Origin of the sequence: Paenibacillus sp. LX16, assembly GCF_036252815.1 — a bacterium.
GTDB lineage: Bacteria > Bacillota > Bacilli > Paenibacillales > Paenibacillaceae > Paenibacillus > Paenibacillus polymyxa_B.
The window spans coordinates 724,042-743,164 of the sequence record NZ_CP141152.1 but is presented as its reverse complement, the minus strand read 5'-3'; the positions used below and the strand labels follow the sequence as shown (position 1 = coordinate 743,164).

15 protein-coding genes are annotated in these 19,123 nt (G+C 46.9%); 4 read left to right on the top strand and 11 right to left on the bottom strand.

The features are described 5' to 3' along the window. Positions 1-47: 47 nt before the first annotated feature. The 3 genes from T3H97_RS03310 to T3H97_RS03300 all read right to left on the bottom strand — a co-directional run bounded on the left by T3H97_RS03310 (position 48) and on the right by T3H97_RS03300 (position 1,659). Positions 48-149 (bottom strand): hypothetical protein, encoded by a 102-nt coding sequence (locus tag T3H97_RS03310; RefSeq protein WP_023986941.1) that lies wholly within the window; start codon positions 147-149, stop codon positions 48-50. 113 nt (positions 150-262) lie between these two features. Beyond that, positions 263-847 (bottom strand): TetR/AcrR family transcriptional regulator, encoded by a 585-nt coding sequence (locus T3H97_RS03305; protein WP_103046947.1) that lies wholly within the window; start codon positions 845-847, stop codon positions 263-265. Between the two features lie 200 nt (positions 848-1,047). After that, on the bottom strand, positions 1,048-1,659 hold the full coding sequence (locus T3H97_RS03300) for a pyridoxamine 5'-phosphate oxidase family protein (protein WP_328801688.1): 612 nt from the start codon (positions 1,657-1,659) through the stop codon (positions 1,048-1,050). A 115-nt stretch (positions 1,660-1,774) separates the two neighbouring features. On the opposite strand from T3H97_RS03300, the gene pdxR reads away from it, so the two are divergent. Further along, positions 1,775-3,289 (top strand): MocR-like pyridoxine biosynthesis transcription factor PdxR, encoded by a 1,515-nt coding sequence (pdxR, locus tag T3H97_RS03295; protein WP_328801687.1) that lies wholly within the window; start codon positions 1,775-1,777, stop codon positions 3,287-3,289. A 9-nt stretch (positions 3,290-3,298) separates the two neighbouring features. On the opposite strand, the gene T3H97_RS03290 is transcribed toward pdxR, so the two are convergent. Then, on the bottom strand, positions 3,299-3,937 hold the full coding sequence (locus tag T3H97_RS03290; protein ID WP_328801686.1) for a pentapeptide repeat-containing protein: 639 nt from the start codon (positions 3,935-3,937) through the stop codon (positions 3,299-3,301). Positions 3,938-4,088: 151 nt separating this feature from the next. Between T3H97_RS03290 and T3H97_RS03285 the strand changes: the two genes are divergently transcribed. Next, positions 4,089-7,388 (top strand): DUF5695 domain-containing protein, encoded by a 3,300-nt coding sequence (locus T3H97_RS03285; RefSeq protein ID WP_328801685.1) that lies wholly within the window; start codon positions 4,089-4,091, stop codon positions 7,386-7,388. Positions 7,389-7,662: 274 nt separating this feature from the next. On the opposite strand, the gene T3H97_RS03280 is transcribed toward T3H97_RS03285, so the two are convergent. Continuing rightward, positions 7,663-8,709, bottom strand: a complete 1,047-nt coding sequence (locus T3H97_RS03280; RefSeq protein WP_328801684.1) for a hypothetical protein — start codon at positions 8,707-8,709, stop codon at positions 7,663-7,665. A 173-nt stretch (positions 8,710-8,882) separates the two neighbouring features. On the opposite strand from T3H97_RS03280, the gene T3H97_RS03275 reads away from it, so the two are divergent. After that, entirely contained in the window at positions 8,883-9,281 is a 399-nt protein-coding gene (locus T3H97_RS03275; RefSeq protein ID WP_328801683.1) for a hypothetical protein, read from the top strand. 407 nt (positions 9,282-9,688) lie between these two features. Here the strand turns inward: T3H97_RS03275 and T3H97_RS03270 are convergent, their stop codons facing one another. The 6 genes from T3H97_RS03270 to T3H97_RS03245 form a co-directional block, all read right to left on the bottom strand. Then, a complete protein-coding gene (locus T3H97_RS03270) occupies positions 9,689-10,516 on the bottom strand; it encodes a carbohydrate ABC transporter permease (protein ID WP_013308681.1) in 828 nt (275 codons plus the stop codon). Next, positions 10,513-11,397 (bottom strand): carbohydrate ABC transporter permease, encoded by an 885-nt coding sequence (locus tag T3H97_RS03265; RefSeq protein WP_328801682.1) that lies wholly within the window; start codon positions 11,395-11,397, stop codon positions 10,513-10,515. The genes T3H97_RS03270 and T3H97_RS03265 overlap by 4 nt, the downstream gene beginning before the upstream one ends. Positions 11,398-11,435: 38 nt before the next feature. Next, on the bottom strand, positions 11,436-12,716 hold the full coding sequence (locus tag T3H97_RS03260) for an ABC transporter substrate-binding protein (protein WP_328801681.1): 1,281 nt from the start codon (positions 12,714-12,716) through the stop codon (positions 11,436-11,438). Positions 12,717-12,935: 219 nt separating this feature from the next. After that, positions 12,936-14,003, bottom strand: coding sequence for a response regulator transcription factor (locus T3H97_RS03255; RefSeq protein ID WP_328801680.1), 1,068 nt, complete (start codon positions 14,001-14,003; stop codon positions 12,936-12,938). Further along, positions 14,000-15,799 (bottom strand): sensor histidine kinase, encoded by a 1,800-nt coding sequence (locus tag T3H97_RS03250; protein ID WP_328801679.1) that lies wholly within the window; start codon positions 15,797-15,799, stop codon positions 14,000-14,002. Before T3H97_RS03250 ends, T3H97_RS03255 begins: the two co-directional genes overlap by 4 nt. A 133-nt stretch (positions 15,800-15,932) precedes the next feature. Next, on the bottom strand, positions 15,933-17,939 hold the full coding sequence (locus tag T3H97_RS03245) for a beta-galactosidase (RefSeq protein ID WP_328801678.1): 2,007 nt from the start codon (positions 17,937-17,939) through the stop codon (positions 15,933-15,935). A 223-nt stretch (positions 17,940-18,162) separates the two neighbouring features. On the opposite strand from T3H97_RS03245, the gene T3H97_RS03240 reads away from it, so the two are divergent. Next, positions 18,163-19,083, top strand: a complete 921-nt coding sequence (locus T3H97_RS03240) for an AraC family transcriptional regulator (RefSeq protein ID WP_328801677.1) — start codon at positions 18,163-18,165, stop codon at positions 19,081-19,083. The last annotated feature ends 40 nt before the right edge of the window (positions 19,084-19,123 follow it).

Below are 19,123 nucleotides of genomic sequence, written 5' to 3'. Positions count from 1 at the left end.
CTATTGATTACAGCAATTCGCCCGAATTTAAATTCTTAAGCTACGAATTAGATGATAAATGCTTTGGAAATAATAACGAGCAGAATGAAAAGTACCAGAATCGCTCCTGTAGATGTAAAAGCTCCATAACCAGCGCCTACTCCAGACATGGTGATTCCTCCCTTCATGGTTTACAAGAGCATCTTATGCTTATGCCATCATTCATGATAGGGACAAATGCCGCACCTGCCGCCCAAATCTAGGTTGGGATTGTATAGTCCTGTTATTCTTCGGAACCGAGCATGCCGTGATACAGGAGATTTCGTGCCTGCTTGGCAAGCACAGACGGACTTTCACGTCCAGGTAGCAATTTAGTTAACGTCAGCCGTTCAATCAAGCCGATCACGCATTCTGCTGTCAGTTCAGGGTCCAGTTCCTCACGGCAGGAGCCCCATCGTTGCGCCGCCAGCAGATGCTTTTTGATATGCTCGGCCATTTCCGCCTTAATGCGCACCGAGTCTGCCGCCTGGTAAAATCCGACACGAGTGATCGCCGGATTGTTAGACAACACGCGAAAAATAGCTTCCAGAAACAATTGTCCCCGTCTCAAAATTTCAGCCTCGCTTAGGTCTGGGCCAATCTTCATGCTTTGTACCGTTTCATTCACCAAAGTACGAAAGCTCTCCACAAGCTCCTCATACATTTGTTCCTTGCTTTCAAAATGAATATAAAAATCCGGCTGTGTCAATCCTGCACGTGCCGCGATCGAACTTACCTTAGTCTGATAAAACCCCGTCTGAGCGAACTCTTCAGCCCCCGCTTCCAGTAACAACCTTCGACTTTCCCGACTTCTGACTCCTGCTCTCATCACGGTCTTGCCCCCTTACGCCACAAATCTATCGTATTATAAAGTTCCTTTGCAGTAAGAACAACGGGCTTGAGGATGATATATACCTGTCCTTCAAAAGTCCTAATACAGAAGGACTGAAAGTTTTGGAAAATCAAGGGCATCTCCCTACAAGGTATAATTAACCAATCTGACGGTGAGCGAGCAGGAATTTATTACGCTCAGTGATGAGGACAATATTTGCGCATCATCTCAATCGTTGTCAGATCATCATCCAGCCCCCGTTGTTGCAAGCCGTCGATAATCTGCTGACGTTCCTGATCTTTGACATTTTGACCGAATTTAAACTTGGCAGTCCATTCCTCTGGTACAATTTTGATCAGAGCGACCCCTTTCAAGCGTGAAGCATACCGAGAGTCGCTGGCATCAATCGTGTCATACCCGCCTTCCGGTTGCAGCTTACTCATAAAAATGGAAAAGGCCGATGCTTTTTCTTCCAAATCCACTACATGCTCCGCATGACCACGCACGGTAATACTTTTAAAAAATGATGTCGCAGGACATGCCATATGTCCATCCGTAAAATAAGACGGAATGAGCGCATACTCTTTAGCGGCTGAAAAAGTAACCCGATTATCCTCTTTCATCCGCTCCATCTTTTCTCCAGCACGGCTGCCATGAATATAAAAAACTCCGTTTCCATAAGCGAAATTCAAGGGAACCACACGCGGAAAACCATCCTCGCTGTTCAAGCCTAAAAATCCGAAACTGACCTCGCTCAGAAACTGCTCTATTTCCTCTTGTTCTGCCACCGTAAATTCTTTTCTTCTCACAGGGAACTCTCCTTCCATCTATTGACCAATAATACATTTCAGATTATGTTGAAAATGGATTCATAAAAAGATCCAATATGAACGAAAATGAGTGGTCCAATCAAAGGAGAAGAGTATGGATATTACGATTGCTTATCAGCGTGCGCTTCAAAAATATCATTTAAAATATTTGGCATTGTATCATGCTCTTCGTGAGGGAATCCTCAATGGTTCCCTGGCCAGTGGTATGCGTCTGCCTTCCACTCGTGATCTGGCTGTGATGTATAGAATTTCGCGAGGGAGCGTTAAAGAGGCATACGATATGCTGTTGGCAGAAGGATATGTAGACTCAGCAGTAGGCAGAGGAACCTTTGTTATGCAACAGACAGCGACGCTGCCCGACAAATCTCTAATCAACCAGCAGAACCAAAATTCACCTGTTGCAAAACAAAAAGCCCCTGCTCTGTCAGCATGGGGACAACGAATCATGCAGATCGAAAGGGAACGAAACTTACAATCGACTCCTGCTTCTGCTACAGATAGAGACAGTGCGCAACAGCCTTTGATTTCTTTTCAGGCAGGAGAAGTGGTGTTGGAGGGCAATTCACTGATTGCATGGAAAAGCGCTATGACTGCCGCTGGAAAAGATATGCAAAAGCCCTCGGCTGACGCGACGACTGCACCAGTGAGCGGTGATGAATGGCTGCGTGAAGCGATTTGCCATCATGTTGGCAGAACACGCGGAATTACGGCCACGCCGGATCAAGTCGTATTATGCAGTGGTTCCATGGAAGTGATCACGTTATTAAGTCAGTTGCTTATTCATGAACAAGATCGAATTGTATTGGAGAATCCCTGTTATACCGGAATCTACCGTGCAGTTACTGCTTCAGGCGGACAGATACATGCTGCTGAAATGGATCAATATGGAATTGTCCCACAGGATTGGGATTCCAAGCTCCTATTTGTTACGCCGGGGCGTCAGTTTCCAACCGGTGCAGTGTTGCCATTAACACGCCGTCAACACATTTTGCAATGGGCAGCATCCAAGGGAGCGTGGATCATTGAGGACGATTATGACAGTGAATTCCGCTGGGCAGGACGACCCATTGAACCATTAAAAGCACTGGATCACACAGAATGTGTCATCTATGTCGGCTCCTTTTCCAAAAGCATGTTCAGCAGCCTTCGACTCGGGTTTGCAATCCTGCCCGTTGAATTAGCCCAAGCGCTGAAAGCTGCCAAACGACTATACGATCCCCTGCCGCCTGCCCGATTAGAACAGCGAGCACTGGCACGTTTTATGATGCGTGGCGACTACGTTCGTCATGTGCGTCGGATGACTCGAATATACAGATCACGCTACGACGTGTTTCAGCGTGAAATACAGCAGTTAAGTGAACTGTTTCACTGGCATCAGAACGATTGTGGACTACATGCCTATGCCATCTGGAAGCATGAGTCTGACCAGTATCATCATTTGATGCAGACAGCACGATTTTACGGAGTCACATGGCGTGATGCCGCCGATTACCAACTGACACCGGGGCGTCCATCTGCCTGCTTTATCTTTGCCCATTTAACGGAGCAACAAATTATTGAAGGGTTTAACCGTCTGCGCCAGGCTTGGGACCATATTAAAAATCAGTGAGGAGTTCCCTTATTTAATCACTAGCCCCAACAGCCCTACAAATGATGAAGCCTGATGCGGTGAGATGATGCAGCCATTCAAATCTTCTATATCCACCTGCAACCCATCAAATTCGCAATCGCTCAGATCAATCCCTTTGAGCTTGGACCCGGATAGCATCGCTTGATCCAGATTGCAACGGTTAAAAAAGGTTTTTTGTAGTGTTAAATGATACAGATCGGCACTTATCAACGAACAATCCTCAAAACCAACTTGCTTAAAATTAGCAAAACGGAACATCGAATAATCCCCTAAGCAATCCGAAAAATGAACGTTTTGGAGCCTGCTTCTGGAAAAGTCTGTTCCAAGCAATTTGCAGTTCCTGAACTCTACCCGATGGATAAAGGAACCGGAAAAATGAACATTAGACAGATCGCATTTATCAAAAATGACGTCTGTCCATTCACTTTCTGGCAATGACGATTCCATGATCGTTACATTTTTAAAAGTCATCTTCTCTAATGAAACCTTAACCGCTTCCACATTATCCAAAATCATATCCTCTACAGACCCCATACGATATTCGCCTTTGGATCGTAAGGAATACATTTCTTCGTTTAATATGGGCAAGTCGGCTGGAATCTTTGGCAACTCCATTTTAATTTTCATAATACCTCTACCTCCACGATTGAGAGACCTGTAGGACATCTATATGAATCTATTTTCTATCAATTCTCATACATAGGGTAGCAAAAGTATTTCTCACACATATATTAACGTTGTGAGCATGCTCACGAACCTTTGTTAGGAGGTTGATAACATGGCAGTACAGCTATCTAATCAAGTGTTCTCCATCTCTGTCGGAGATTACGGGGATCTCTCTTCCTTGCGACTGGTAGGGGACACTTTTAATACCAACTATGTTATGAACAGCTCCAACGCACCTAAACAGAATACGTCGGATCATCAGTGGCTGGGTGAACTCATGTTCACCTATCGTCTCGGCAACGGAGCGTGGACTCGGGCATGGACAAGCAATTCTGCTGATGCGCGCCAGATCACCTCTTCTGGAAACAGTGTCCAAGTGACCTATCAGAATTCATCAAACAATCAGGGAATACGTAATTTCATTTTACATGAAACTTATTCGTTGGTTAACGATTATTTGCATTGGCAAATGAAAGTAACGAACACTTCTAATCAAACGCTGGAGATCGGAGATTGGGGACTGCCGCTTCCGTTTAACGAGTACTGGTCCGGTGGCAATAATGAACAAATTTATGAAACCAGAGTACTCTCACACTCCTTTGTAGGCCATAATAGCTCCTTTATTACCGCCGGACGACCTAGCGGCATCGGACCGTATGTACTGCTAATCCCTGATGCCTCAACGGGTGCGGGTCTCGAATATCAGGACCATTGGAGAACTGAGGAGCATCCCGGCAGCACTTGGGCTATGGAGCAAGGTGGCTGGTCCGAAGGACTGAATGTGTTCTATATCCACTCCAATGTCATCAAGAGCACCAACCGTGGCTATCTCGGAAGCACCAGTCTGTCGCTGGCTCCTGGTGAAAGCAAAACGTATGCCTTTAAATTTTATAAGGTAGCGGACGAGCAGGCTGTAAAGGACAGGCTGTACAGTGAGGGACATGTGGATGTGACCGTGGTTCCAGGTATGATTTTCCCGACCAATCTCAAGGCAAAATTCGATCTGCATACCAGTAAATCCATTACCTCTGTCACAGCGCAATATCCGTCCGAAACGACCATCAGCTATCTGGAAACAGCCCCTACAAACCATAAAATATATGAACTTACACTGGGAAGACTGGGACATAACAATATTACGGTAAACTATGGTAACGGCGAAAAAACCGTTCTCCAGTTCTATGCCATCGAGCCAGTCGAAGCTGCACTTCAGCGTCACTCTACCTTCATGGTCAACAGCACCCAATGGAACGTGCCGGGCGACCTGAGGGACAAGGTCTTTGATGACTGGATGATGCAATACAAGGCCAAACGCAACAGCTTTGCTGGCTACTGGGGCTGGGGTGATGATTGGGGACTCACTCACGGCCAGTTTCTGGCGGAGAAAAACGTTCAGAAACCCGTAGCATCTGAAATCAAGGCAGTCGATGATTATTTGGAGGTGGCCATCTGGACGAATTTGATGGAAGGCCATCATACTGATTATCTGGTTCCTGATTTCCTGATGCCGCAGCCTAATACAACACCAACGTACCGGGGCTATGCCTATCCGCACATTTATAATACATTTTTTAGCATGTATAAACTTGCCAAGCTGTATCCCAACCTGATCAGCTATCGCAATAGCAAAAACACATATTTGCTACGTGCTTATCGTATTTTTAAAGCGTTGTATGAAGGCCCTGTTGCTTATAACTGGAACACGGGACTCATGGGTGAGCTAACTACACCTGATATTATTAAAGCGCTTCAGGAAGAAGGCTTGACCACCGAGGCTAACGACCTGATTGCCAAAATGGCTACCAAGTACAACAATTTCAAAAACACCACCTATCCTTATGGCTCTGAGTATAACTATGACAATACAGGTGAAGAAGCCGTATATACACTCGCCAAAATGAACAACAACACGACAATGATGAGCAAAATCAACGCCAAAACGCGTGCTGCACGCGGTCATATGCCTGTCTGGTACTATTACGCCGATCCGGTCACCATCACCGGAGAGAATTGGTGGAACTTCCAGTACACCACTTCACTGGCCGGCTATGCGATGGATGACTGGACACGTCGGCATTCGTCCAAGCCCGAAGTGGATCAGCGTCTGTCCTATGCCGCCAAGCTGGCGAACATCGGGGCGATTAACTCGGGACAGATCAGCTCTGATCCTGCCAATATCGGGGCGGTATCGTGGACATATCAGGCGGGCAAGGGCAATTATGGCGCACTCGGTCTGGACGGCGGCCCCCTCTTTAACGGATGGCGCGGGATGTCCGGGGAAGCCGACCTAGGGCTATTTGGAGCCATTAAAATCCTAAGCTCGGATGTTGCTGTAGATCCCATATTCGGCTTGTTTGGCTATGGCTGTGACGTTACAGAAAGCAGTAACAGCTACGCGATCACTCCAAAGGACGGTGTATTCCAGCGACTGCAGCTGATCACCCAAAAGCTGAGTTTGGAGCTGAATCGGGACCAATATAGCTCGGCCATCGTGTCCAAGTCCAAGAATAGCATCCGCCTGACACTGAAAAATATGACCCCAGGCACGACTCATACCACCGTTATGAGCTTGACCGGCCTTGCGGCAGGTACGTATGACGTGCTCGTAGACGGCACAAAAACCGGATCAGTCACGGCTGCTAACAGCTCTACGACCACGGTCAGACTGAATATCGGTACGGCAGCCAACTATGATATCCGTATCCAGTCGAGTACAGACAACCCGTCTCCCGCCGGAGACATTGTAGCCCGTTATGAATTTGACGAAACGGCCGGATCTACCGCAGCCGATTCGTCAGGTTATGGACAGCAGGCCAGTGTAAATGGAGGCGCGTGGGGAGCCGGACGGAAAGGCAATGCCCTGCACTTTAACGGTACAGACGCCTATGCTAGCCTGCCCGGTGGTATCGTTAGCAGCCTAAATGACTTTACGATTGCCGCGTGGGTACGGGTGAACACGCATAACGGCTGGGCACGCCTGTTTGATTTTGGAGCAGGCACGAATCGGTATATGTTTTTGACACCCAAAGCCGAGGGAACCGGTATGCGCTTTGCTATCACCGTCTCGGGGAACGGGGAGGAACAACAGTTGAATGCGCCGGAGCTGGCAACAGGGGTTTGGAAGCATGTCGCCGTGACTTTGTCGGGCAATACTGGAACGATGTATGTGGACGGTGTAGAGGGGACGCGTAACACGAACATGACGCTGAAGCCTTCCAGCCTTGGACTGACAGACCGGAACTATATTGGGAAATCCCAGTTTGATGATCCCTACCTGAACGGTGCAGTGGATGAACTGATTATTTACAACAGAGCCCTGACCGCTCAGGAAATCCGGGGCTTGGCCTCGGCAAGCAGCACCATTACAGCCCATGATGTGGGAGCCCATTCATATGCTGAAGGAGCAGATTAGAATACATTGCATTCATTCATGCCATTAACGTTTTAGATTATGAATGATTTGTACCGTGAATGATTTGCGTCGTGAATCATTTTCGTTGTAAATGATTGGTATCGTGAATGATTCTTGCTATATTAGCTCCACCACCGGATTTCTTAAGTTAAGTCTGTAATCAGGGGGGAAATCCGGGGAGATGATGCTTCCGAAGCAAGCAGTCCTTCGAAAAGCTTTTAAAGCGACCGCTTTACCGGGACGATCAGCGGCAGCTTTTCCATCTGTAGGGCGTTTAGCTCCGTCTAATGCGTGTCGTTCTTGGTCTTAAGCGAACCAGCTCCTCACTGGTGAGCTGCCTAGTATAGGAGCGAGGGGAAGATCCTGTATCTACCCTGAGCACCCTGCCTGCCCCGTTGGGGCGGGCTACCCGTGTGTTGAATACCTGCATGAACCACTGCACCGGAAAGGCTATGGATAAGCGACCATCTGCCGTGCCTGCATAGTTAACCGCAGCTGCATAATTATCTGACTGTCTGAGCCATACAGAGCCAGAATCCCCAGGTAGTGATACGGGAGTCGTACCTCTAATAACCGTCTGATCTTCAAAGGTCAGCAGGCCCAACTCTCCGCCATAATTGATTTGCAGGTCCGTATAGACGGACTCTACCGTGCCATTGACTCGTCCGGTCGTACGCCCAACCTTCTTCAATCTTTCTCCTATGCGATATGCGGTAACATGACCTGGAATCGCTCCTACCGTAGCATAACGCGGATTGAGCAGGTTGTTACGGGTCGGAAGCGAAAGCGCCGCATCAATCAGGTTTGTACCGGTGGGATTCAAGCGTACGTAACGATACAGCCTTCCTATACGATCCTGAGTAACCGTCCCCCCATCGGCTCCGCCTGGCTGTATTGTAGCCTCCCGATTGTCTGTATTGGAGGGATTGAGAACATGGTTATTGCTAAAAAGATAACGCGTCGCCGGCGCTCCAGTTGGGGCAACGATGAGTCCAGTTGAACCGGAGCCTTCAATCGTCCCGACACTGTAGCCGGCGATGACCGGGCGTATGCGCACTTTGTAGTCCGTGGCATTGGCTCTGATCTTTCCAGTCTTTACAATTCGGACTGGAACGTTCGTTTTCTTTCCTAATGCGGTGGCCGACAGGAGTCCAGTAGAGGCCGACGCTAGACGGTCCGTATACACAATGACAGCGGCTCCCCTTTTGGGATGGGCAGGGTCCCTGTATCCTACGCCAATGCCGTGGACACCGGACATTTTTAAGACTCGCTTGGCCATCCGCTTTTTCACTTGAAGCGCGGCCGAGAAGGTAGCCAACATAATCATCTCCTTTTACATTCAGATGAAATATTGTATGGCTAGAGACGCTTCGCGTTCCATTTGATCATACGATCGCTGTATTGAAAGGCATATGAAAACATTCCATAAAATGGTATACTCATTCCCGAAATTGACATCTTATCATTTAATTCTGATGTTCAAGGAGGTACTTCATGTTTTCAATCATGTTGACTTACAGCATACAAGCAATTGTAATTACCCTAATTATCTTTGAATTGTTGAGAAAAAACGAAAAGAAAATAGGTTGGGGATCGTTTTCACTGCTGTTATCTCTTCTTGGCATGGCTGTTTCTTTCGAATTTGGCAATTACGTATTGGGAGACCAGTTGCTTTCCTTTTTAGGATTGCCCGCCTGGTCTAACAGTGTTGATAATACTAGGTTTCACTACACCATTTTTCTATTCAGTATTTTTTTTATTCCCAGTTTAATCATTGGATATAAAAATCCTAAAGAGTTTGGAGCTACAATCGGAAAACGGATTTCTAGTATATATCTAACTTTGATCATCATTTCGCTTTTATTTTTTATTGTAAGTATTTTCTCGAAGTAACGTTGGATGTGCGTCGTTCCAAAACAAAAGCCTTCCTCAGCGGAGGGTTTCTGTTTTATCACATTAATTCCGAACAATCCTGGGTGGGTAATTAGATCAAGGAGCTGATATTATCTATAATTCATTTACCTCCATATTTTTTGCTGCGTTAACTGCAATCACCCTCATAACGCTGCCAAAATTAGAAGCTAGGGTGAGTAAGAGAACAATGTTGAAAGTGAGAATTTCCATAATAACAACAGTTCTGCTGATCGGAGTCGTGTTGTATATCATTGACCCTCAGTGGTGGATCATTGTAGCCTTTGCAATTTTGTTTGTAACCCTTCCTATCTTTTTATTGAAACGTTGGCGCGAAAAAAGCTGAATCAGAGAAAAAGCCTTCCTTATTGATAGGAAGGCTTTCCACCTTATCCCTTAACCGCTCCCTCAGCGATACCCTCCATGATGAATTTCTGGAAGAAGGCATAGATCAGGATAACCGGGATGGAGGTCAGTACGAGTGCGGCCAGAATAAGCGACCAATCCTTGTTGTACTCTCCAAACAGCATATTGGTCGAGAGAATCAGGGTGTAATGGTTCACATCCGTCAGCATCAACAATGGAAGCAAAAAGTCATTCCAAATCCACAGAAAATCCAAAATCGCGATGGTAACAGTGATCGGCAGCAGCAATGGAAATATAATGCGAAAGAACGTTTGGAACTCATTACAGCCGTCCATTTGTGCGGATTCTTCCAGCTCACGCGGGATGGATTTGACGAATCCATGATACAAAAAGATCGCCATGTTCACGCCCAAACCGATATAGATCAGGGCCAAGCCGTACGTACTGCCTTGAACGGACAAATCTTTTGCCATTCGTGTAAGTGGTATCATAATAGAGTGAAACGGCACCAACATCGACGCGACAAACAGGAAGAAAATCGCACTGCTCAGTTTTCCCTGTGTTCGAGACAACTTGTAGCCTGCCAGTGCCGAACAGATCACAATGCCACCAATGCCGATAAAAGAAATAATCGTGGAATTAAGGGCACTGTTCAGCAAATGAGTCTGATGAAAAGCCTGACTGTAATTTTCAAAGTGAAGCTTCGTCGGCAGCGCCGTAAAGGATGCAAACATCTCACCCTGTGTTTTAAACGAGTTAATTACTGCCATGTAGATTGGGAAGAAGGACACGACAGCGCCCACGCACAGAATCAGCGTAATCAGCAAGGAATTGGCTTTCTTCAGCCTCATGCCTCCACCTCCCTCTTCTTCATGACACGTAGCTGGATCAGAGTAAAGATTAGCACAATGGCGAACAAAATAACGGATTTGGCGCTCGCATACCCATAACGGAAGTTGTTGGAAAACGCCTCCTCATAAATGTTCATTGTAATCACCTGTGTACTGCGCCCCGGTCCCCCGCCAGTCAGTCCGTATACGACCTCATACACCTTGAAGGCACCATTCAACGTCAGGAAGAAACAGATCGTAATCGCATGAGTAATCATCGGCATCGTTACGCTTCGCAATGTCTGAAATGCGTTCGCCCCGTCAATAATAGCAGCCTCCTTCAAGCTTTGTGGTACACCTTGAAGCGCCGCCAGATAGATGATCATCATATAGCCGACCCCATTCCAGAGCGACACAATAATGATAGAGAAGAAAGATACTTTCGGATCGCCCAGCCACGATTGGCCCAAAAAGGCGATAGCCGTCTTTTCGGCGATCTGTGGCAGCACGGAAGAAAAAACGAATGTCCACATAAATGCGCTAATAATGGTACTGATCATATTGGGCATAAAAAATATTGTCCGGAAAAATCCTTTGGTGCGTGTACGCGACTCAATCAACACGGCCAGAGCCAGTGCCAGTGCATTTTGCAGTACAATCATGACTAATACGTATTTAAGGGTAAACCAAAGGGAATTGAGAAAATCGGGGTCTTCCTTCAACGATTCCACAAAGTTCCCCAAGCCGATAAAGCTGTAATTGGGATTCAATCCGTTCCAGTCTGTAAAGCTGTAGTACATGCCGCTGATCGTTGGAATGAGCAGGAAGATAGCATAAAAGATCAGCGCCGGGGCTGTAAACGCCAGTAGCATGACGTATTTTTTATAGATTTTAAAAGGCATGGAGTCTCTCCCTCCTGGTGTAATTCTATAAGTTACCGTTACTTGTTCACTTTGTTATACGATTTCCATGCCTTATCCAGCGCCTTAATGACATCATCCTGCGAGAGCTGACCAGCATAATAGGATTGTAGCGATTTGCCTGCCTCGTCCTTGACCGCTTGCGGGATAGATGGATCTTGGTACGACTTGCCTGCTTTCACATATTCGGTAGCGTCATTAACCCAAGGATAGCTTTTAAACGTATGCACTTTGGAGATCGGGTTAAATTTCAATGCTTCATAGAACGCGCTAGAATCCTTGTCATCCAGCACATAGTTAACAAAATCGAGCGCAACCTCCTTATTCTTGCTTGTAGAGGATACAGCCAGCGAAGTCGAAGTAGACAAATTGATCAGTGTCGCATTGGGATCGTCATTGATCGGCAGCGGGGCTACCCCAAAGTCCATCTTCGGATCAGATTTTAAAATCGTTTCCGCAAACCACGGTCCCTGAACCCACATCGCCGCTTTACCCGAAGCAAACGCAGCCGATCCATCATCCCCGCCGATTTCCAGCGCCTTGTCTGTGCCGTTGCTGTTTACCAAATCGATAATGTCGAACATACTCTTCATTTCAGCAAAAGAGCCTTTATCCTGATTCATCCGGTCGATAAAATCCTTATTCTGCGTGTTCATCATCGCACCCGCTGTCAAAGGCACGAACAGCTGTGGAATCCAAGATTCCTTGTAGGACAACAGGAACGGTTTCACATTATTCGCTTTCAGCTTCTCGACCACAGCCTTCATTTCGGTCAACGTTCCCGGCGGCTGCAAGTCCAAATCCTTAAATATCTTTTTATTGTACAAATAGCCCCATGAGATCGTCTCCAAAGGAACCGCTACGACCTTGCCGTCTTTGGTTGTCACCGAAGGCTTCACACTATCCATCAATTTGTTAACAAAAGGCTGACCGGACAAATCCTCCAAATAGCCCGCTTTATAAAACGGAGGAATTTCATTCACCGCGTGCAATGCAAATACGTCCGGCGCATCGTTGGATGCGAGTCTTGTCTTCAAAATTTGTGCGGCGTTGTCAGCAGGCGGCATCTCCAGTTGAACCGTAACGTCGATATTTTTATCTTTCTTCTCTTTCGCTACGAACGCATTAATGTATTTATCGTAGTGCTCCTTCAAACGGGGCTGAGCAATAAACATTTTGAGATTCACCGTTTTGCCGTCTCCACCGGAACCGCTGCTGTCACTGCCTGAAGAATTCGCTCCACACCCGGCCAATAACGTGCCAACCAGCATCGTGCTCAATACACATTTCCACATTTTCATGAAAAATGACCTCCCCTATTTTGAAAATAACCGTTGCCCATCGGCAAATCAGTTGTTATTCAAAGCAGCTATGCCGCCGGTCTTCAACCTCTATTCAGCTCTGTGCGAACTTCATAAAGGTCAAATTCCTTTGTACTGCTCGTTTTGTATACGCTTTCATTATAGAATGAGAGATCACTTCTGCCATTGGACGCCCTTAGCTTATTGGATTGGACTTTTTTAAACTTCCTTCCTCATTTCACCGGGTGCCATGCCAAAATGCTTTTTAAATACCCGATAGAAATAAGACACATCCTCATATCCTGCCATCTCCGCAACTGCTTTGATTGAAATCTGTTTATTGACCAGCCATTCCCGCGCCTTTTCCATTCTTCGCTCTACGATGTAGTCCGTTACATTTTGACCATACTCCTGCTTAAATACCTTACTCATATACTCTTTACTCACAAAAAAGTTTTTTGCCAACTGCTCCAGTGTAATCGGCCCAGCAAAGTGACTGTCGATATATCGCCGTACCTCTTCTAAATTCAGTTTGTTTTTGTATTTCCGCTGCCGAATGAGCTGATCCAGTTCCTGAACATAGCACGACGATACGAATTCCAGCGCATGTTCTACAGAGGATACGGCATCCTGCGACAGTGGGAATCCTGCCTTTGCCGTAGAAGTATCTAGCCCGTTATCCGCTGCGAGCTCTTTTAGCAGGGAAAGAAGCTCCTGCACCAGTCTGCCCAGCATATGTGGACTTGGTGCTCCATAACTCTCCAGCTCCTGCATAACCTGCCTACAAGTTATATTCACCCCGTGACGGTTCAACTCATTAAAATAAAGACGCAGCAGTTGCTTATACCGGGTCAGCTTGTGAAAAAACTCATAATCCAGCTCCGTCGCTTCTTGCTGCTGTTCAGCAGCCTTGACCTCCAGATCGTTTTTGCATTTGAGCAACACTGCATTCAGCTCTGCAGGATTGACTGGCTTTAACAAATAATCGACGGCCTTGTAACGGATGGCATGTTTGGCATACGCAAAGTCATCATATCCGCTCACGACAATGATTTTTACATCAGGACAATGGTTATTTAGCGCTTGCAGCAGTTCCACTCCGTCCGCACCCGGCATGTGCATATCAGTAATCACAATATGGGGAGCTAACTCCCCGACCAGCCTGAACGCCTCGTCTCCGTCTTCAGCCTCACCCACTACCAACATTCCAAGTTTTTCCCATGTGCCAAATGTCTTTAGAATATCGCGGTTCCACGGCTCATCGTCCACAATTAATACTCTGATCATACTTTTCCCTCCTCTGCTGAGGTAAATGGAATGCGGATAGTGACACTTGTACCGACTCCCTGCTCACTATCTATCGTCACTCCGTAGCGCACTCCAAAATTCATCCGTATGCGTGAAGACACATTGCTCAATCCGATATGACTACCCTGCGCCCAGATCGGTTCCTCCGACGCGTTTTCCAGCTTTGCCCGTACTTTTTCCAGCTTGTCCGGGGCCATGCCGTTTCCATTATCGCAAACCGTAATACACACATCTTCTTTCATAATCTCCACCCGAATTCCCATTCTCCATGCCCCCGCCTTTCGGTCAAGACCGTGCTGAAACGCGTTTTCCAACAATGGCTGAAGCGATAGCTTAGGTAATCGAATATCCATCGCCTGTTCTTCCGTCTCCACCTGAAACACCAATCTTTGTGGAAATCGCCGCTGTTGGATGCGCATATAGTGTCCCACATGGTCGAGCTCTGCGCGTAAAGAGGCCAAATCCTGAGGTTCCCGTACCACGTAACGGAACATCTCACTCAGCGACCGAATGACTTCATAGGTGTCCTCCGGCTTTTGAGAAAATACCATACTTCCGATCATTTGCAGCGTATTTTGCAGAAAATGTGGATGAATCTGCGCTTGGAGCGCTTTCAATTCAGCCGTCTTTTTTTGCAAATTTATACTGTATTCCGCCTGAATATGCTCGCGAATTCGGCCTGCCATCCCATGCAGACTTCTTTCCAGCAGCCCAATCTCATCCGGGCGTGTACTTGGCTGTCCAATCGGTCCTTTGATCATATCCAACTCCTGTACGGAACGCGCCAAATGAACAATCGGACGTGCAGTCCGCCATGCGATGAAAACGGCAATGCAGATGGAAACCAAGATTGAAATCACGCCGACGATAATACCATACAGCATCGTTGAAAAAGCGCTGTGGTTAATGGAGGAAGTGGGTACGATTTTGACCAGCTTCAGCCCAACTACATCCAGATCATTATAGAACACATAATGTTCAGCAGTTTGAATCATCCCGAGACCCGGCTTAACGTCACGAAGAGCTGACAGCACACTTGCAGGAGGAGGCGACTGCCGAGCCTGTTCTGGATACATTACTCCGCCATCTGCATCTGTAATAAGCACCTGATGCTGATCCCCTCGTCCCAGCAAGCCCAGCGTCTGATCGAATTGCGACCACAATACATCCAATGAAATAGCTCCCATCTGCTTCTGGTCTTCAAAACGCCGAATACTGCGCGTCAAAATAAAGCGTTCCGGGTCAGCAAAGCTTGGACGAATCGAATAATCCTTATTCGCTTGCCACATCTCGGCATACTGTGGGGGAATACCGCTCACTGTCGTAATTTCATTTTGCATACTATTGAAGGTAAACAAGGTTTGCGATTGCTTCAAATAAAGCTGGATGCCGATCACATGACTTCCGGCCGAATAATACACATTCGCCATCGTATTCAGCATTTTTCGCTGGGCATTAAATTGGCTTGAAAGATTGTCAGGCTCGCGCTCATTCAAATAATCGCTCAGATCAGGGCTGATCTGAATACTGTAAATCAGATGATTCAGACGATCTAACTGGTCGCTGATATAGATCCCCGTCCATTTCATATTGGACATGTTCGTCTCCACCACTTCAGCTTCCATGGAAGCTCTACTTTTTTCCGCAGCCAGCACCGTGACAGCAATGACCGGCAGCACAGATAGAACAATCATCGTCAAGATCAGCTTGAGCTGAATGCTGCGTCGATACGGGGCCGTCAGCGCCCGGAACCAGCGGACTGCTCGGGTTGTCATAGCGATGCACTCCTCTATTCAGCCATATGCGAAAACGCCCCGCAATTCGCAGGGGCGCTTCATGTACCGGATACTCCCGGGGAATACCTATATGATATTATTCGTGAGTCGGTTGTGGCTCACTATTCATCATTTACGCTTCTTCGATAATTATAACACCCCAAGGCTCTAATGTAAGCGTTTGTCCTTGGGTAACCGCATGCTCCCCAATCAGCTCCTTGCCGTCTCCATGCGGATATACCACCGAGCCTGCTTGTTCGGAATAGTTAAAATAGTACCGGATTGTCCGTCCCAGCTCATTCGTGCCGGATTTAACAATGATCGGATAAGACGCTTCCTGATCCAGTCCCCATACTCCTGCCTTTTTGGCTACAGAGCTGAATAATTCGCGGATAACCGCCGGGCTAACGATACAGCCGATGTAGGTCGCTGTTCCCTGACCATAGCAGTTTTGCGTAATCGCGGCATATTTGCCCCAATGCGGGTGATCGTAATAGGCTAATACTTCGGCGGTCGTCGGGGTAATTAGCTCCATCCACGTATCTACCTGGTTGTCCTCTGGTGCCACCTCAAAAGGATTATTTTTGAGCGTCACCTTCTTCGGCTCCACGAACAAGCTGTAATGAATGCCGCAGGCTTCGCTAATTACACCCGGCTGTCGGGACGTTCTCACCTGCACATGCTCGTCGGTAAATCCGCTTCGGAATGTGTATACTACATGACCACCTTTTTCCACATATCGGTTCAGCTTCTCCAGTAGTGCATCTGGGGCAGAATAGAGGACCGGGACGATCAAGAGATCATAGTCGTCAAACGATTCTGTACCTGGATGAACAATGTCCGTCCCGATATTCAGTTTATACAACTCGTCATACAAACGACGTACGATGTCATTGTAATTTAACGGACTACTCATATTAAATTTAAACCAGTCAATCGACGTCAATGCTTCGTTGCTGACCAGAATCGCCGTTTTATTTTTCTTTTTCAGGTTGACCAAATGCGGAGACAATCTTGCAAAATCCTTCCCTATGGTCTGTGCTTCCTCATACACAGGATTCGGTTCAAAATCATGGCTGAGCAGACCCTTCCAGTAGGTTTCGAAGGAATTATGGATGGAATGCCAGTGCCAGTATGCCACCATATTGGCCCCAGAAGCCAGATGGCTGAACGCTTGCAGACGCAATTGCCCCGGATAGGGAACCCAGTGGGTAAAAGCCTGCGCTTCCGTTTCTAGCACTAGATAGTTGTTATTTTTCGTCGAACGTGCCACATCGCCACCGAAGGAAATTTCAATACCAGTCAGGTCATCCTGTGATGGATGGTAAATATCCACCCCAGTCACATCAAAGGCTTGCGATGCCGCAAAGTGATCCACGTCTGGCTGAACACCAAAGGAATGACCTCTCCATTCAAAATCAAAGTTTTGCGTAATAAATTGGTCCTCCCGCTTATATTCCTTCACCAGCGCGACCTGCCATGCCAGAAAGTCCGTCACCAGCTTGCGCTGGAATTGGGAAAAGGCTGCGCCCAAACTTCCATTAATCGTTCCGACCACCGAAGGAAAGTCCTCCCAGCTATTGATGCGATTACTCCAGTAGTCCAGTCCAAATTTGCGGTTTAGCTCCTCCAGCGATTCGAACCGCTCCCGCAGATACTTTACAAATTGCAATTGCACATTGGGCCCGCTTGTGTTGTAATGCTTCGTCTCGTTATCCGTCTGAAAGCCAATAACCGCCGGATGCTGTCTCACCCGCCCAATCAGCTTGCGTATGATTCGCTCGGCATGGAACAGGTAGACCGGGTTCGTAATGTCCATAATCTGACGAGCACCATATTGGCCCGGCCCTTGAGGCGTTGTCGCCAATACATCAGGATGCTCCTTCACCAGCCATGTAGGTACGGCATAGGTGGGCGTCCCCACAATGACTTCAATACCAGCCTTATGCATGGCATCCAGCACCCGATCCACAGAAGTAAAATCAAATACGCCATTTTGCGGTTCATGCGTGCTCCAAGTGGATTCCGCAATCCGCACCACGTTGATACCCGCATCCTTCATCATTTGGATATCTTGGTCTAAACGGTCATATGGCATATATTCATCATAATAAGCAACACCGTATAGTAGCTTTTTCATCAAGTCGTCCTCCAATTAGGTTCATCAGGATTTTGCAAAATTCGATTCCAGTCGCTCCGAAGTGCAAGAGATAATAGAAACAGATATGCATCACCGCAAGCGCTTTCTTTTATATAAAAGCTTATACTATAGCATTTGTAAACGCTCTTTTATTATAGTTAAATGTTAGATACAATGAGATTGTCTAAGCGGTGTAAAATTTGCCCTAATCGAAGGTGATCTGATGATATTAAATCCTGATGTTGATCCAGCTCTATTTCATGATTGCCAATGGCTGCCCATTATTGACTGGAATGTGAAATTTTTTGGCGCCCATATTCACCGGGTCAAAGCAGATTGGTGCATGCCAGAGGAGTCTCATATCGGTTTTGAAATTGCACTCATTTTAGAAGGTCGTCAGGAAACGATCATGGAAAATAACATATATTCGGTTGGGGAAGGTGATATTTTAATTATTCCGCCGGGTTTTAAGCATGTGAGTCAGTGTGTTTCCCCAAACGGCATGTACTATTTTAGCTCTCATTTTAATGTCGATGATCCATTGTTCCGTCAGGAAATGATTAAGAGCAATCAGCTCTTTTTCCCAGCGGGTACTGAAACGAATGCCAAGCTGCAAAAGGTTGTCCATAGCTGGATTGGCATGGTGCAGGAAAGCGGAGAATATACGACAGCAGACCGTTTTCGCATGCAGATTGCCTTATTTGAGCTATTCGGGATATTTTCGCAAATGATATCTACCGGTTTGGAGCCCAGAATTGCACCTTCATCCGTTCAATATGCCAAGGCTATCATGGAAGCCATTCAATCAAGGTTTAAGCCTTATCGTGAAGATGAATCTGGCGAGCAAACGTTCCGTCTTGAAGATGTGGCGGCTTCCCTCGGGATCAGTCCCGGCTATGCCCAGGAAGTGTTCCGCAAGGTATACGGCTATTCTCCACGTCACTATCTATCGGAGACCAAGCTGCATGAGGCTAAGGTGCTGATCCAACAGCCCAATCTGCCACTCAACAAGGTAGCTTCCCTGCTGGGATACTCCAGTCTGGCTCATTTCAGCAGACAGTTCAAGCGCTGGACAGGCACCAGCCCACTTAAATACCGCCAGACGTTAAAACCGATTACTGATGAACAAAGAATTAAGATATAAGAACGGATAGCAAAAGCTCCACTGTGTTATTCAACCAAAA

Excerpts from the sequence above, each read along its gene's own strand:
- T3H97_RS03265 (WP_328801682.1), bottom strand. The coding sequence starts at position 11,397 with ATGCCTTTTAAAATCTATAAAAAATACGTCATGCTACTGGCGTTTACA.
- T3H97_RS03240 (WP_328801677.1), top strand. The coding sequence starts at position 18,163 with ATGATATTAAATCCTGATGTTGATCCAGCTCTATTTCATGATTGCCAA.
- T3H97_RS03245 (WP_328801678.1), bottom strand. The coding sequence starts at position 17,939 with ATGAAAAAGCTACTATACGGTGTTGCTTATTATGATGAATATATGCCA.
- T3H97_RS03280 (WP_328801684.1), bottom strand. The coding sequence starts at position 8,709 with ATGTTGGCTACCTTCTCGGCCGCGCTTCAAGTGAAAAAGCGGATGGCC.
- T3H97_RS03260 (WP_328801681.1), bottom strand. The coding sequence starts at position 12,716 with ATGAAAATGTGGAAATGTGTATTGAGCACGATGCTGGTTGGCACGTTA.
- T3H97_RS03250 (WP_328801679.1), bottom strand. The coding sequence starts at position 15,799 with ATGACAACCCGAGCAGTCCGCTGGTTCCGGGCGCTGACGGCCCCGTAT.
- T3H97_RS03270 (WP_013308681.1), bottom strand. The coding sequence starts at position 10,516 with ATGAGGCTGAAGAAAGCCAATTCCTTGCTGATTACGCTGATTCTGTGC.
- T3H97_RS03290 (WP_328801686.1), bottom strand. The coding sequence starts at position 3,937 with ATGAAAATTAAAATGGAGTTGCCAAAGATTCCAGCCGACTTGCCCATA.
- T3H97_RS03275 (WP_328801683.1), top strand. The coding sequence starts at position 8,883 with ATGTTTTCAATCATGTTGACTTACAGCATACAAGCAATTGTAATTACC.
- T3H97_RS03310 (WP_023986941.1), bottom strand. The coding sequence starts at position 149 with ATGTCTGGAGTAGGCGCTGGTTATGGAGCTTTTACATCTACAGGAGCG.
- T3H97_RS03285 (WP_328801685.1), top strand. The coding sequence starts at position 4,089 with ATGGCAGTACAGCTATCTAATCAAGTGTTCTCCATCTCTGTCGGAGAT.
- T3H97_RS03255 (WP_328801680.1), bottom strand. The coding sequence starts at position 14,003 with ATGATCAGAGTATTAATTGTGGACGATGAGCCGTGGAACCGCGATATT.
- T3H97_RS03305 (WP_103046947.1), bottom strand. The coding sequence starts at position 847 with ATGAGAGCAGGAGTCAGAAGTCGGGAAAGTCGAAGGTTGTTACTGGAA.
- pdxR (WP_328801687.1), top strand. The coding sequence starts at position 1,775 with ATGGATATTACGATTGCTTATCAGCGTGCGCTTCAAAAATATCATTTA.